Source organism: Pseudoalteromonas sp. MQS005, from assembly GCF_001661605.1.
GTDB lineage: Bacteria > Pseudomonadota > Gammaproteobacteria > Enterobacterales > Alteromonadaceae > Pseudoalteromonas > Pseudoalteromonas tetraodonis.
In genome coordinates, this window is record NZ_LYRQ01000005.1 from 53,234 (window position 1) to 67,914 (window position 14,681).

At 41.1% G+C, this 14,681-nt stretch carries 14 protein-coding genes; 11 read left to right on the plus strand and 3 right to left on the minus strand.

Annotated features, from left to right (window positions below):
* Nucleotides 1–6 precede the first annotated feature (6 nt).
* The 11 genes from frr (at nucleotide 7) to A9479_RS03655 (ending at nucleotide 11,018) form a co-directional block, all read left to right on the plus strand.
* On the plus strand, nucleotides 7–564 hold the full coding sequence (gene frr / locus A9479_RS03605; RefSeq protein ID WP_008467521.1) for a ribosome recycling factor: 558 nt from the start codon (nucleotides 7–9) through the stop codon (nucleotides 562–564).
* A 256-nt stretch (nucleotides 565–820) separates the two neighbouring features.
* Complete coding sequence (locus A9479_RS03610; protein WP_008110986.1) at nucleotides 821–1,600, plus strand: isoprenyl transferase; 780 nt, start codon at nucleotides 821–823, stop codon at nucleotides 1,598–1,600.
* A gap of 21 nt (nucleotides 1,601–1,621) precedes the next feature.
* Complete coding sequence (locus tag A9479_RS03615; RefSeq protein WP_008110985.1) at nucleotides 1,622–2,488, plus strand: phosphatidate cytidylyltransferase; 867 nt, start codon at nucleotides 1,622–1,624, stop codon at nucleotides 2,486–2,488.
* Nucleotides 2,485–3,687, plus strand: coding sequence for a 1-deoxy-D-xylulose-5-phosphate reductoisomerase (ispC, locus tag A9479_RS03620; RefSeq protein WP_064662716.1), 1,203 nt, complete (start codon nucleotides 2,485–2,487; stop codon nucleotides 3,685–3,687). The genes A9479_RS03615 and ispC overlap by 4 nt, the downstream gene beginning before the upstream one ends.
* 1 nt (nucleotide 3,688) lies before the next feature.
* Nucleotides 3,689–5,041, plus strand: a complete 1,353-nt coding sequence (gene rseP, locus A9479_RS03625; RefSeq protein ID WP_064662717.1) for a sigma E protease regulator RseP — start codon at nucleotides 3,689–3,691, stop codon at nucleotides 5,039–5,041.
* A gap of 106 nt (nucleotides 5,042–5,147) precedes the next feature.
* Complete coding sequence (bamA, locus tag A9479_RS03630; protein ID WP_064662733.1) at nucleotides 5,148–7,619, plus strand: outer membrane protein assembly factor BamA; 2,472 nt, start codon at nucleotides 5,148–5,150, stop codon at nucleotides 7,617–7,619.
* An 11-nt stretch (nucleotides 7,620–7,630) separates the two neighbouring features.
* A complete protein-coding gene (locus tag A9479_RS03635) occupies nucleotides 7,631–8,149 on the plus strand; it encodes an OmpH family outer membrane protein (RefSeq protein ID WP_008467513.1) in 519 nt (172 codons plus the stop codon).
* Nucleotides 8,150–8,156: 7 nt separating this feature from the next.
* Nucleotides 8,157–9,179, plus strand: coding sequence for a UDP-3-O-(3-hydroxymyristoyl)glucosamine N-acyltransferase (gene lpxD / locus A9479_RS03640; RefSeq protein ID WP_064662718.1), 1,023 nt, complete (start codon nucleotides 8,157–8,159; stop codon nucleotides 9,177–9,179).
* 27 nt (nucleotides 9,180–9,206) lie between these two features.
* Nucleotides 9,207–9,659: a 3-hydroxyacyl-ACP dehydratase FabZ gene (gene fabZ, locus A9479_RS03645; protein WP_008110974.1), complete on the plus strand. Its 453-nt coding sequence runs from the start codon at nucleotides 9,207–9,209 to the stop codon at nucleotides 9,657–9,659.
* 2 nt (nucleotides 9,660–9,661) lie between these two features.
* Nucleotides 9,662–10,432, plus strand: a complete 771-nt coding sequence (gene lpxA, locus A9479_RS03650) for an acyl-ACP--UDP-N-acetylglucosamine O-acyltransferase (protein ID WP_013465422.1) — start codon at nucleotides 9,662–9,664, stop codon at nucleotides 10,430–10,432.
* A gap of 178 nt (nucleotides 10,433–10,610) precedes the next feature.
* The gene (locus A9479_RS03655) at nucleotides 10,611–11,018 is read left to right on the plus strand and encodes a septal ring lytic transglycosylase RlpA family protein (protein ID WP_013465421.1); all 408 of its coding nucleotides are present in this window, start codon (nucleotides 10,611–10,613) and stop codon (nucleotides 11,016–11,018) included.
* Here the strand turns inward: A9479_RS03655 and cydC are convergent.
* The 3 genes from cydC to cydX are packed head-to-tail and all read right to left on the minus strand — an operon-like array spanning nucleotide 11,015 to nucleotide 14,673.
* A complete protein-coding gene (cydC, locus tag A9479_RS03660; RefSeq protein ID WP_064662719.1) occupies nucleotides 11,015–12,751 on the minus strand; it encodes a thiol reductant ABC exporter subunit CydC in 1,737 nt (578 codons plus the stop codon). The genes A9479_RS03655 and cydC overlap by 4 nt on opposite strands.
* Complete coding sequence (cydD, locus tag A9479_RS03665; protein WP_064662720.1) at nucleotides 12,744–14,519, minus strand: thiol reductant ABC exporter subunit CydD; 1,776 nt, start codon at nucleotides 14,517–14,519, stop codon at nucleotides 12,744–12,746. Before cydD ends, cydC begins: the two co-directional genes overlap by 8 nt.
* Nucleotides 14,509–14,673 (minus strand): cytochrome bd-I oxidase subunit CydX, encoded by a 165-nt coding sequence (gene cydX / locus A9479_RS03670; RefSeq protein ID WP_013465418.1) that lies wholly within the window; start codon nucleotides 14,671–14,673, stop codon nucleotides 14,509–14,511. Before cydX ends, cydD begins: the two co-directional genes overlap by 11 nt.
* Nucleotides 14,674–14,681: the final 8 nt, after the last annotated feature.

Below are 14,681 nucleotides of genomic sequence, written 5' to 3' on the forward strand. Positions count from 1 at the left end.
TAAACCGTGATTAACGATATTCAAAAAGATGCGCAAGCGCGCATGCAAAAAAGTGTAGCAGCACTTGGTAGTCAATTATCTAAAATTCGTACTGGCCGTGCTCATCCTGCAATTTTAGACGGCATCATGGTGTCGTACTACGGCGCACCAACACCGTTAAACCAAGTTGCAAATGTAACAATTGAAGACTCACGTACATTGGCTATTGGTGTATTTGATAAGTCATTAGCGCAAGCTGTTGAAAAAGCGATTATGGCATCTGACCTTGGTTTAAATCCAATGTCTGCAGGCACAGTGATCCGTGTACCACTTCCTCCATTGACTGAAGAACGTCGTAAAGATTTAATTAAAATCGTACGTGGTGAAGTAGAAGGCGGTCGTGTTGCTATTCGTAATATTCGTCGTGATGCAAATGGCGATATTAAAAACTTATTAAAAGATAAAGACATCTCTGAAGATGAAGCGCGTCAAGCTGAAGATGCTATCCAAAAAATCACTGATAAGTTTATCAAAGAAATGGATACGCAACTAACAGCTAAAGAAGCTGAGTTGATGGAAATCTAATTGCTAATCTAGGCTCGGATTAACAGCTTTACTAAAGTAACTAAGTCGTTGTTTATATGCCTTCGCACTTAACTTTAATTGTGTGGTTTTAAAGAGTAACAGATTGTGTTTACTCTTTGCTATTGGCTCGATTATCAGTAAATACAAGGTTGTTAGCTGTATAATTATTTGCTTTATGTAGATTTATTATCACGGGTACAGGTTAAAATTATTAGTTTTGAAACGCCGTCTGGGGTATACTAGGCGGCGTTTTTTTATGGAATACACAAAATTTATGGTTCTAGACGCTGATACAATTTCACAGCAATGTTTACCTAAACATGTTGCCATCATCATGGATGGGAACGGGCGTTGGGCACAAGCTAGAAATAGACCTCGTGTATATGGGCATAAAAAAGGCGTGGATGCAGTTCGTCAATCCGTGCAGTTTTGTACTAAATTAGGAATACAATCGTTAACCTTATTTGCTTTTAGTAGTGAAAACTGGCGCCGCCCTGAAGACGAAGTAAATACACTTATGGAGCTTTTTTTATTTGTACTGAGTAAAGAAGTTAAAAAGCTGCATAAAAATAACGTAAAACTAACCATCATTGGAGATTTATCTCGATTCTCTGAAAGCTTGCGCGCTAAAGTACATACAGCTCAAGAACTAACAGCGAACAATACCGGGCTGCACTTAAATGTTGCGGCAAATTACGGTGGTCGCTGGGATATGACTCACGCTGCTAAGCAAGTTGCTTTACAAGTAGCGAATGGAGAAATTGACCCAGCAGATATTACAGAAGAACATATTGCACAGCATATGAGTATGGCAGATCAAGCTCAGCCTGATTTATTGATCCGTACCGGTGGCGATGTCAGAATTAGTAACTTTTTACTTTGGCAGGCAGCCTACGCTGAACTTTATTTCACAAATACACTTTGGCCTGATTTTAATGAAGCTGCTTTTGCAGAGGCCATTGCATGTTACGTTGCCAGAGAGCGACGTTTTGGTTGCACGGGCGAACAAATAAAACAATTACTCGCTCAAACCTAAAATAGATTAAGGGTCATCATTTTGTTAAAACAACGTATTTTAACCTCACTAGTGCTAGCGCCATTAGCACTGGCTTTGGTTTTTTACACCCCACTAACGTTATTTAGTTATTTTGCGGGTGCTATTGTATTAATGGGCGCGTGGGAATGGTCTGCCTTTATGGGACTATGCGATAAGCTAAAACGTGGCGCCTTCGTGTTATTAGTGGCAGTATTACTAGGGTTACTCAATTTGCATTGGCCTATAGAGACTCTATGGCAAGATGGTCAACTTGTAGGCGATGCTAATTACTTATTTACCTTGTCGTTTTCTTGGTGGTTGGTAGCCAGTTACTTAGTGTGGCGTTACCCTGCTATGGCGAAAGGGTGGAACGAAGGGCTTGTGATGCGCGGCATTGCTGGTTTGTTGACCTTAGTACCGCTATGGCTTGCACTTAACACACTGCGTAGTGCGCAATATACGGAATCTACTCACTATGGCTCTATGCTCATTTTAGTTGTATTAGGCATTGTATGGAGTGCCGATATAGGCGCTTACTTTACAGGTAAAAGTTTTGGTAAACATAAGTTAATGCCTAAAGTTAGTCCAAATAAAACCATAGAAGGCCTCGCAGGTGGCGTGGTTGCTGCGGTGTTATTTGTACTAGCTTTTTGTTATTACACTAACGTTGATACCTCTGTATGGCCTATTTATGCAGTTATGACAGCGTTTATTGCCTTGTTTTCTGCGGTAGGTGATTTACTTGAGAGTATGTTTAAGCGCGAAGCGGGACTTAAAGATAGCGGCAGTTGCTTACCAGGACACGGTGGTATTTTAGACCGTATTGATAGTTTAACTGCGGCAGCACCGATGTTTGTTATTTGCTTTGCTTGGACGCTTAGCTTATGAGTGCTGTGCAACAACTGGTTATTTTGGGTGCGACGGGGTCGATAGGTCTTAGCACGTTAGATGTTGTTGCAAGAAACCAACAGCAATTTAAAGTTTTTGCATTGACCGCAGGACAAAATGCAAAAAAAATGGCTGAACTGTGTATAGCTCACCAGCCTCGTTATGCTGTAATGGCATCTGAATCGGCGGCTAAGCAGCTTTCTGCGCTTTTAAAGCATGAGAGTAAAACGCAAGTAATGCATGGCGAGAAAGCCATGAGTGAGCTCTGTGCTCATGGTGATGTTGATACGGTTATGTCAGCGATTGTCGGTGCAGCCGGATTACTACCTACCTTGAGCGCTGTTGAAGCGGGCAAAAAAGTATTGCTTGCCAACAAAGAGTCACTGGTGATGTCGGGTCAGTTATTCATTGATAAAGTTAAAAAGCATCAAGCAACTTTATTACCCATCGACAGCGAGCATAATGCTATTTTTCAGTGTTTACCTAGTGCTTTACAAAATACCCAAGGGCAAGCAAAGCTTGGGCAACACGGGGTTAGCAAAATTTTATTAACTGGCTCAGGTGGCCCGTTTTTAAATCGCGATATCAATACCCTTAACACCGTTAGCGTCAGTGAAGCTGTTGCTCATCCTAATTGGTCTATGGGGCAAAAAATATCAGTTGACTCAGCTACGATGATGAACAAAGGCTTAGAGTTTATTGAGGCAAAATGGTTATTTAACTGTGATGCAAACGATATTGATGTGGTGATTCATCCTCAAAGTATTATTCATTCGATGGTGCAATACCAAGATGGCTCTATTTTAGCGCAAATGGGTAACCCTGATATGCGCACCCCGATAGCGCATGCACTTGCGTATCCAGAGCGCATTGATGCGGGTGTCAAGCCGTTAAATTTTTCTGATATTTGTGATTTTTCGTTTACCAAACCTGATTTCTCGCGTTACCCCAATTTAAAGCTTGCAATTGCAGCCTGTGATGCAGGCCAAGGAGCCACCACCACCGTTAATGCGGCAAATGAGATTGCAGTCAATGCGTTTTTACAGGGGCAGATTAGGTTTACGGATATTTATAAAGTGAATGCGCAAACATTAGACGCCGCACAATTTACTGATGCGAAAACTCTCGATGAAATTTTAGAGTGTGACCGTTTAGCACGCATCAGCGCTGCGCAGTTTATAACAAAAGTGGTGCATTGATATGTTCGATTTTTTTTGGAATTTAGGTTCGTTTATACTCGCACTAGGCATTCTAGTGACCGTTCATGAATATGGTCATTTTTGGGTTGCGCGTAAAGCGGGTGTAAAGGTACTGCGCTTTTCAATTGGTTTTGGTAAACCCTTACTAAAATGGCACGATAAATATAATACTGAGTACGTTATTGCGGCAATCCCGCTGGGCGGATACGTGAAAATGCTCGACGAGCGTGTTGATGAAGTGCCTGCCAATCAACGTCATTTATCGTTTAATGCTAAATCAGTTCAAGCCCGCATAGCCATTGTGGCAGCAGGGCCGATGGCGAACTTTTTGTTCGCTATTTTTGCTTTAGCGGTGATGTACATGGTAGGTGTGCAAACCATAAAACCAGTTGTGGGTAGTGTTGTTGAAGGCAGCCGAGCTGAACAAGCCGGTATTATGCCAACCCAGCAAATTATTAAAATTGGTGATGACGACATAAGTAATTGGCAAGATGCGACCTTTTCTTTGATGTCTCATTTAGGTGATAAAAGCGTTGCCGTAACCTTACGTAACGAAAATTATCAGCAAACAGTGCAAACGCTTAACCTAGATGGTTGGAAGCTTGATCAACAAGATGTACCGCCGCTCAGTTCGTTAGGTATTGTACCGTTTCGTCCTCAGGCAACCTTGGTTATTGCCGCTATTACTAAAAACTCAGCTGCTGAACAGGCTAATTTACAGGTTGACGACGTTATTTTAGCTGTGAATGGTGAAACAATGAGCAGTTGGCAGCAATTAGTTAATCTTATTACTCAATCGGCTAACAAATCCTTACAATTTAGTGTAAAAAGACAAGATAGTATAAAAACAATAACAGTTACTCCAAAGAGCCGGGTCGTCAGTAATGGCATAGAGCAAGGCTTTTTGGGTGTTGCTCCCGTTGTAGAGCAGTGGCCTGATGATTTTGTAGAGACTAGACATTATGGGCCACTAGATAGTATTGTGCTGGGCACAAAAGAAACATGGCGTTTAATTACGCTGAGTTTTGACATGATAGGTAACTTAATAACAGGCCAGGTGTCGGTTAAAAACCTAAGTGGACCCGTCGGCATAGCCGTAGGCGCCGGCACCAGTGTTAGTTATGGATTAGTCGCATTTTTAAGCTTTTTAGCTTTGATAAGCGTTAACTTGGGAGTATTTAATTTACTTCCTCTGCCAGTGCTTGATGGTGGGCACTTAATGTATTACATAATTGAACTTTTTCGTAAAAAGCCAGTCTCTGAAAAGACACAAGAGTTTGGTTTTAAAGTGGGGGCCTTGCTACTCATTTTTCTAACATGTTTCGCTTTGTTCAATGATGTATCGCGCTTGTAGTTATGTAAGCGTGGTAACGACAAATTAGAACACGATTGTAAAGCTCGTAAATATTTAATTTTCGATGCTAAGCGGTAATACAGTTGTAAAGGATAAAGATAATAAAATGGCTATAAAAAAACATTTGGTAGTTTCAAGTTTATTGGGTGCAAGCTTTGCAGCCCTAGGCCAAAACTCCTTTATTGTTGAAGATTTAAAAGTTGAGGGATTGCAACGTGTCGCACTTGGTGCTGCATTAACGCATATTCCTATTAACGTGGGCGACAATGTTGATGAATATACAATTTCAAAAACAATTAAGTCACTTTATCGCTCTGGTCACTTTGACAATATAAAAGCGTTACGTGATGGTAATAACGTTATTTTTAAAGTAACTGAACGTCCAACCATTAGCTTTATTGAATTTGAAGGCAATAAAGACATAAAAGATGAGCAGTTAAATCAGTCACTCGATCAACAAGATATTCGCCAAGGCGAGCCGCTTGATAAAACGGTAATCGATAATATCGAAAAAGGCCTGATTGAATTTTTTCACAGTATTGGTAAATACAATGCAAAAGTGGATATCAGTGTCACTAAATTACCACGTAATCGCGTTAAATTAAGACTTGAGTTTGACGAGGGCGATGCAGCCTCCATTCGTCAAATTAACTTAGTGGGTAATGAGCTTTTCTCAAACGAAGAGTTATTGCAACTAGTTGAGTCGCAGCAAGACTTACCATGGTGGCAGTTTATGGGTAGCGACCGCTATCAAAAACAAACCATTGAAGGCGATTTAGAAAAAATTCGCAGCTTTTATTTAGACCGTGGCTATTTACGCTTTAATATTGACTCAACTCAAGTATCAGTTAGCCCTGAACGTGAGTCTGTTTATGTAACGGCAAATATTACCGAAGGCGTTAAATACAAAGTGAAAGGCTTTGATTTCATCGGTGATTTACTCGGTCGTGAAGAATTAATAAAAAGTGTTATTCCACTGCGTACAGGCGAGCTTTATAACGGATCAGTGGTTACCTCATCAGAAGAATTTATTAAAAGCTACTTGGCGCGTTTTGGTTACGCCAATGCTGAAGTACGTACGATTCCAGAAATTGATGACGAGAACCAAGAAGTACAATTGACTCTGTCGGTTGACCCAGGCAAGCGTGTGTATGTTCGTCGAATTATTGTAGGTGGTAACCAAAACACGGCTGATGAAGTACTGCGCCGTGAAATGACACAGCTTGAAGGTGCATGGTTATCTAATCAAAACCTAGAGCGTTCTAAACTACAAATTCAACGTTTACCTTATATGGAAACCGTTGATTTTAATGTGGTGCCAGTTCCAGGTGTTGATGACCAAGTAGACGTTGACTTTACTGTTAAAGAGCAATCTGCGGGCAGCTTCAATGCCGGTCTTGCCTATGGCTCATACTTAGGTCTGCAGTTTAATATTGGTGTAACCGAGTCTAACTTTTTAGGCACAGGTAACCAAATTGGCTTTAATATTAATACTTCACGCGGTTCTGAGCGTGTCAGTGTATCGTATACCGACCCTTACTTTACGCCGGATGGCGTATCGCAGGGCAGCAGTATCTTTTACAGTAACTACGATGCCAGTCAGTTTAGCTTGATTGACTATAAGTCAAAAAGTTATGGGTTAGGGACAAACATTGGTTTCCCAATTGATGCCATTAACCGTATTAACTTTGGCGCACGTTGGATAGAAGAACAATTGTCTGATATTGCTGAATATGAGCAAACACGTGTACTACGTGAAACCTTCTTAGATCCAGAAAATCCAGATGCGGGCTTTGAATTTACAAAGTACGAGCTAAGTGTTGGTTGGTCACGTCTTACAGTTAACCGTGGTTTATTCCCAACGGCAGGTTCACGACAAACATTAAACTTAACAGCCACAACGCCAAACTCTGATTTACAGTACTTTAAATTAAATTATGACTCGCGTTTTTACTGGCCGATTTCTAACGATCATCGTTGGGTTTTCTCAACGCGTGCTGCATTAGGTTATGGTAATGGTTATGGCTCTACCAATGGCTATGATCAAACTTTACCGTTCCAAGAATACTTCCGTATCACTGAAATGGAATTACGTGGCTTTGATAGAAATACCATTTTACCGCGTGCTGTTTCGCGTATACCGCAATCAATACCAGGTACGCCATCAGGTGATGGCACAACCACAGGCAACATTGGTGGGGCGTCAGAGTTTGACGTGCTAATACCACAAGGTCGTATTGGTGGTAATGCTAAAGCAGTGGCAGGTATGGAGCTTATTGTACCTACTCCATTCTTAGATGAAGAAAATACTAGTTCAGTGCGAACGAGTTTCTTTGTTGACGCTGCCAACGTATGGGATACCGAATTCAGTGTTGATCGCTATCAAAACTTAGGGATTGATGAGCGTGCAAAATTAGATGACTACTCAGACCCAATGCGCTTTAGGGTTGCAACCGGTTTATCATTACAGTGGATCTCACCTATGGGTCCGATGCTGATCAGCTTTGCGTATCCGTTGCAAAAAGAAGAAGATGACGATACCAAGACCATCAGTTTTAATATTAGTAACACTTTCTAAAGGAGTTTATTGTGAAAAAATTATTCAAATCAACAGCAGTTGCCGTTTTAGCTACACTTATGATGGGTACATCAGTTAACGCTTTTGCTCATAAAGTGGGTATTGTAGATATGCAAGAAATCTACAAGCAGCTTCCACAAATGGCTAAAATTGAACAGTCTCTGCAAACTGAGTTTGCAGAGCGTCGTCAAGAGCTTGAAAAGTTACAAGGTGACATTCGCTTTGAAGCTGAAAAGTTTAAGCGTGAAAGCACTACAATGAGTCAAGACCAAAAAGACGCATTACGTGATAAAATTCAAGGTATGCAAAAAAATCTTGCTGAAAAAGGTCGTCCTCTAGAGCAAGAAATTAAATCACGCCAAAATCAAGAGTTGGCTAAAGTTCAGACTCTAATCATTGAAACAATCCAAGAGATTGCTAAAAAAGGCGACTTCGACGAAGTTAAAGTAAAAGACACAACAATTTACTTTAACCCTAAAGAAGTAACTGATCTTTCTGAAAAAGTTGTAGACGCTGTAAGTAAGAAATAATTAATCTATGCAAAATTATACGCTTTCGCAAATTGCGGAACTTCTAAGCGCCGAGCTACAAGGTGATGGCGCTTTAGAAATTAAAAAAATAGCAACACTTGCAAATGCCCAGACTGGGCATATTGCATTTTTAGCGAACAAGAAATATCGCTCTCAGCTTGAAACAACACAAGCCAGTGCTATGATACTGAGTCCTGAGGATGCGCCTTATTTTTCAGGCAACAAAATCATCGTCGCCAATCCGTATGTGAATTACGCCAAACTCGCTCAGTTAATGGATACCACGCCACGTAGTGCCATTAGTGGTATACACCCAAGTGCGGTTATACATGCCAGTGCGCAAGTCAGTAAAAGCGCAGCCATAGGCGCGAATGTTGTAATTGAAGCTGACGCTGTGATTGGCGATAACGTACAAATTGGTCCGAACAGTTTTATTGGTGAACGTGTTAAAATAGGCTCAGGCACCAAACTATGGTCAAGTGTGAGCGTTTATCATGATGTTGAGATTGGCGCAGACTGTTTATTTCAAGCGAATACTGTTATTGGCAGCGACGGTTTTGGTTATGCGAATGAACGTGGTCAGTGGCTTAAAATTCCACAACTAGGCTCAGTGATCATTGGCGATAAAGTCGAAATTGGTGCAAGCACCACCATAGATCGTGGTGCACTCGATGATACTATTATTCACAGTAACGTTATTATTGATAATCAGTGTCAAATAGCACACAACGTTGAAGTTCAGTCAGGCACTGCAATTGCCGGTTGTACTGTACTTGCAGGCAGTGTCAGCATAGGTAAAAATTGCCAGATTGGCGGCATGACCGCAATTAACGGTCACATGTCTGTATGTGATGGTGTTATAATTACTGGTATGAGTATGGTGACTAAATCAATCACCGAACCGGGTATTTACTCATCCGGTATGCCTCATACGACTAACAAAGAATGGCGAAAATCAATTGCTCATTTGCGTAACCTTTCAGACATGAAGTCACGTCTAAAAGCGCTTGAAGCATTGAATAAGTCATGAACGTTGAACACTAATAAGGATGCTATTTTGGCAAACGAATTAAATAGCCTTGATATTCAAGAAATTTTAAGTTTATTACCGCACCGTTACCCGATGCTACTGATTGATCGCGTTATAGATTTCACCCCTGGTGAATCGTTACATGCAATTAAAAACGTATCGATTAATGAACCCATTTTCACCGGCCATTTCCCAAACCAGCCGATTTTTCCTGGTGTGTTAATATTAGAGTCAATGGCACAAGCAACGGGTCTATTAGGGTTTAAAACGGTTGAAAATCGTAGTGAAAACGAACTTTACCTATTTGCAGCCGTAGACAATGCTCGTTTTAAGCAGCCGGTTGTGCCAGGTGATACCATGCATCTTCATGTTAAGTTTTTAAAAGAGCGTCGTAACATATGGAAATTTGCGGCTGAAGCTAAAGTTGACGGCAAAACAGTGTGTAGCGCCGAAATCATGTGTGCTAGAAGAGAGTTTTAATTGTGATCCATGCTACGGCAATAATCGAACCGGGTGCAAAACTTGGTAACAATGTGTCAGTTGGACCATACAGTTACATCGGTAATGATGTTGTTATTGGTGATGACTGTATTATTGAGTCTCACGTTGTTGTTAAAGGGCCTGCTACTATTGGCTCTGGTAACCATATTTTTCAGTTTGCTTCTGTGGGCGAAGCCTGCCAAGACAAAAAATATAACAACGAACCAACAAGCTTAATTATTGGCGACAATAATGTTATTCGTGAATGTGCGACTATTCATCGCGGTACAATCCAAGATGAAGGTGTTACCAAAATAGGTAGCAATAACTTATTTATGGCTTACACTCACGTTGCACACGATGCGGTGATTGGCGATAACGTTATTTTTGCAAATAATGCCAGTGTAGCGGGTCACGTTCATGTTGGTGATTGGGTTATTTTAGCGGGTAACTCAGGTGTGCATCAATTTTGTAAAATTGGTGCTCATGCATTTGTTGGTATGTATTCTGGTGTAAATAAAGACGTACCTCCTTTTGTTACCACCATTGGTATGCCAGCAGGTCCTGCTGCAATCAATACCGAAGGCATGAAACGCCGTGGTTTTGAAAGCGATGAGATAATGGCAGTACGCCGCGCATACAAGGCGTTTTATCGTAAGAGCCTAGGCGTTGATGAAGCGATAGAATCGCTTTCAGAAGACGCTGAAAAATACCCTGCTGTGCAGCTGATGATTGATTTTGTTAAAAGCTCAGAGCGCGGTATCGTGCGTTAATAAAGAGCATTTTAATTTATAAAAAAACCACCTTTGAGTAATCAAGGTGGTTTTTTATTAGCTGATATTTGATTAATAACTCAGCCATGAAGTGCATGTTGCTATGTTTATTAAATTCAGTCTCTACTCAGGCTTACCTTATTACACTCCCTACACATTTTCCTATAAAGTATTAATAATGAAACGGATAAAGTTAGTATTGCTTTCAATGCTATTGGTTATGTTAACTGCTTGTAGTACTGCGCCAAGGCAAATAATTAATCAACAAAGTGATATGTCAGAGCGAGGTAAAGCATCATTCTATGCAGACAAATATCATGGCAGAACCACGGCTAATGGCGAACGTTTTAGCCAACAGGCGGCAACGGCTGCGCACCTAAGACTCCCATTTGGTACAAAAGTGAAAGTTACCAATATTGCTAATAATAAGTCTGTAGTGGTCAGAATTAATGACAGGGGGCCTTATATTCGGGGGCGAATTATTGATTTATCTAAGGCGATGTTTAAAAAAATAGCCGACCCTAAAGTCGGCGTTATTGATGTAACGGTCACCGTTATTGATAAAAGTAATACTGCTAAGGACTAAAAGCGGGTCGTTAACGCCACATAGTCAGGGTGTTCATTGAGCAATTGTTGATGTGAACCTTGAGCGATGATTTGTCCACTGTCTAGCCAGATGACACTATCCATTTGCGATAACAACGCTGGATCATGAGTAATTGTTAATACACTAGCATGCTCTTTTAGCTGTAAAATACTGTTCATAACGGCTTGTTTAGAAATATTATCGAGCCCTTCAGTGGGTTCATCGAGCACTACAATGGCGGGTTGTTGCAGCAGCGCTTGTGCCAAGGCAATGCGTCTTGACTGGCCTTGAGAGACACTGCGTCCCCCTGTACCTAAACGAGTATTTAAGCCTTCTTTTAGCGCGCTAAACCAGTTACCCAGCTTGGCTTGTTTTAACGCCGCTGTCATTTGTTGCGGTGTTGCATCAGGTGCCGCATAGGCAAGATTATCGCTTAATGTACCATCAAAAATATGATGCTGTTGCGCTAAAATATTTAATGTTTTTGCACGGCTTTCATTATTTAAATTATGCAGGTTTATTGTTTCTTTTTCGCTTTGTAAGCTAATTGCACCTTGTTGCAGAGGCCATAAACCGCTGAGTAAATTCACTAAGGTTGTTTTACCACTGCCGCTTCTACCAACAATCGCCACTTTATGCTTTGCAGGTAGTTCAAAACTCACATTATTTAATGCCTGCTTTTGGCCATAATGGTAGCTAATTTTATCTAGCGAAAGTGTCCATTTTTTATTGTTTGAATCAATAACCTGTGAAGGTATCTCGTTTTTATTCAGTACTTTATCTTCAAGGGTAAATAGTCGCTCGGCTGCTTTTAATACATTAGGTAGTTCAATAAACGCGTTGGGTAGTAACAATACGCTTTCAAAACTGGCCAGTACAAACAAACTCAACATCGCCAATTCAACATTTACCATCTCGGCGCTAAACACCAGCGGCACAATAGTGACAATGCTGGCGAGCATAGCCAGTTGCACTATGAGTAAGCTCAAACCATCAGCATTGCCAAGAGCCTTATGACGAATAAATAATTGCTGGTTATACTGCTTACTTAACTGATCACACTTAGTGAGTTGTTGGTTTCGAGCTTGGTAAATATTTAGTTCTCTAAGACCCGTTAAGGTATCAGATAGCTCAGCTCTTAATTGGGCGCTGAGTAATGTTTCTTGGTGGCTGTTTTTATCTAATTGTCTGCTCAATATAGCGGGTATAACCACCCCAATAACAACGATACCCGTAAAGCAAATTAAGGCTACACTTGGGCTGTAAGCAGACATAAACAGCATAATAATAGGCACAGTGAGTAAGGCTACCAACATCGGCAGCAACACATTTAAATAAAATTTATCTAGTGCGTCTACATCATTTTGTAAGCGGTTAACTAAATCGGCACTGCGGCTCATAGCCAAATCAAGATTATTAAGTTTACTGAGTGTGGCGAACATATTTACTCGTATTTCACTTAACAATAAAAATGTGGCGTTGTGAGTAACTAAGCGTTCAGCGTAACGTGAAGCGGTGCGCACAATCGCCAAAAAACGAATGGTGCCAGCTGGGGTAAAGTAGTTCATATGGACGCCTGCAATTCCTGCGGCAGCCATAGAAGCTAAAAACCAGCCGGAAATAGCGAGTAAGCCTACATTAGCTAGCACCGTGAGTGACGCTAGAAACGTCCCTAGAAGCATCGCTTTATAATGAGGGCGGCACAATTTAAGTAAACGAATAAAGTTAGTCATTAGTCGCTCCATGTTGCGCTGTTTGCAGCAGCTTTGCAAATTCGCCAGCTTGCTGGCTGAGCGTTATAAAGTCGCCTTGCTGAGCGATGGCACCGTTTTCCATAACGATAAGTTGTTTGGCATTTCTTACTGTATTTAAGCGGTGCGCTATGATGATCACTAAGTGTTCTTTTGCATACTCAGCGATAGCGTTTTGAATGAGCTGTTCAGTTTGACTGTCTAAATGAGCGGTTGGCTCATCAAGCATTAAAATAGGGGCGTTTTTTAAAAATGCACGAGCTAAAGCAATACGCTGCTTTTGTCCTCCAGAGAGCCCTTCGCCTTGTTCACCTATTAATGTGTTAAACCCATCAGGTAAGTCGTTAATAAATTCCAGCGCACCAGCTTGCTGCGCCGCCTGCTCAAGTGCTGCATTTGAAACGCCTGGGTTACCTAGCTTTATATTAGCGCCAATGGTGTCGTAAAATAAGGTTGGCTTTTGTGGGATCCAGGCAATGTTTTGTTGTAATTGGCTTATATCGGCTGTCGTCAATGGTTGTTGGTCAATGGATATGTGTTGTATTACTTCTGGGTGAAAACCAAGCATGCAATCAAGTAGGGTGCTCTTACCTGAGCCGCTAGCTCCCACAATGGCTACTAGTCCTGTGCTTGGCAGGGTTAAATTAATATTATTAATTCCCTCATTGCTATTAGGGTAACTAAAATTGAGATCATGGACGCTGATAGTGCTGTTACCCTCCATGTTTATATGAGCTGTGTGGTTATTATTTTTTGATGGCAGTGGTGCATTTAAAATGATTAGCATATCTGCAGCAGCACTAATTCCTTGTAAGCGCGCATGATAATGGCTGCCTAATTGGCGAAGCGGTAAGTAAAATTCAGGCGCTAGCAGCAATACTACAAAGCCGGTTGCAAAATCGAGCGTGCCAAAAAATAATCTAAAACCAATAATAACCGCTACCAGTGCCACACTAATTGTGGCTAAAAACTCCAGTGCAAAAGAAGATAAAAAAGCAATTTTTAACACGCTTAGCGTTGCATGCCTAAAATCATCTGAAATTTGGGCTATTTGCTTTAGCTCTTTGCGCGTAGCATTAAACAATTTTAGTTGGGTAAGCCCTTGTATGCGGTCAAAAAAGTAGTTGCCTAATACCGCCAGTTGTTGCCAGCGCTTTTGGTTAAGCGCTTCTGCCTTATGACCAACTAGAATCATAAAAAACGGAATAAGTGGTGCGGTTAATAAAAATATCAGTCCCGCTTTATAATCGGTCGGAAATATAACCACTAATATTGCCAGAGGAATAAGCGCACTATAGGCAACCCCTGGTAAGTACTTTGCATAGTAGTCATGCAGAGCTTCTACACCATTGTGCAGCGTGTTGAGCGTAGCGCCTTGGCCGTGTTGCTCTATATAACTTGGCCCAAGTAGCGTGAGTTTATCGAGTAAAGTTTGGCGAATAGCCGATTTGATTTTAAGCGCTGCAAATGCGCTTAAGCGCTCACTTAACGCTAAAAAAATGGCACGCAGTAAAATAATACCCGCTAAAGGCCATAAAAAGTGGGTTACTTGGGCTAAATTACGCCCTTCAAACATCACATCATGAATGGTTTGTGCAAGTAAATAAGCGCCTGCAATCATTAAAATCGCATTAACTGTACCTAGGGCAATGCTTAGCTTTAACCACATTGCTGCCGGCTTACTTTGCTGCTTTAAAAAAGCGCGCAGAGACTGTTGCTGCGCGCGATTAGGTCGGGGGTTAGTCGTCATTATGAGTTGTATTATGCTCGTTTAATAAATCATGGGTGGCTTGTTCATCATCAGCAATGCTGTTTTTATTTTGATGAAACTCATACCACATTACATTTATTACGCCTAAGGTACAGGCAAGTAATACACCTAAAATCCACGCGAAATACCACATAATTTAGT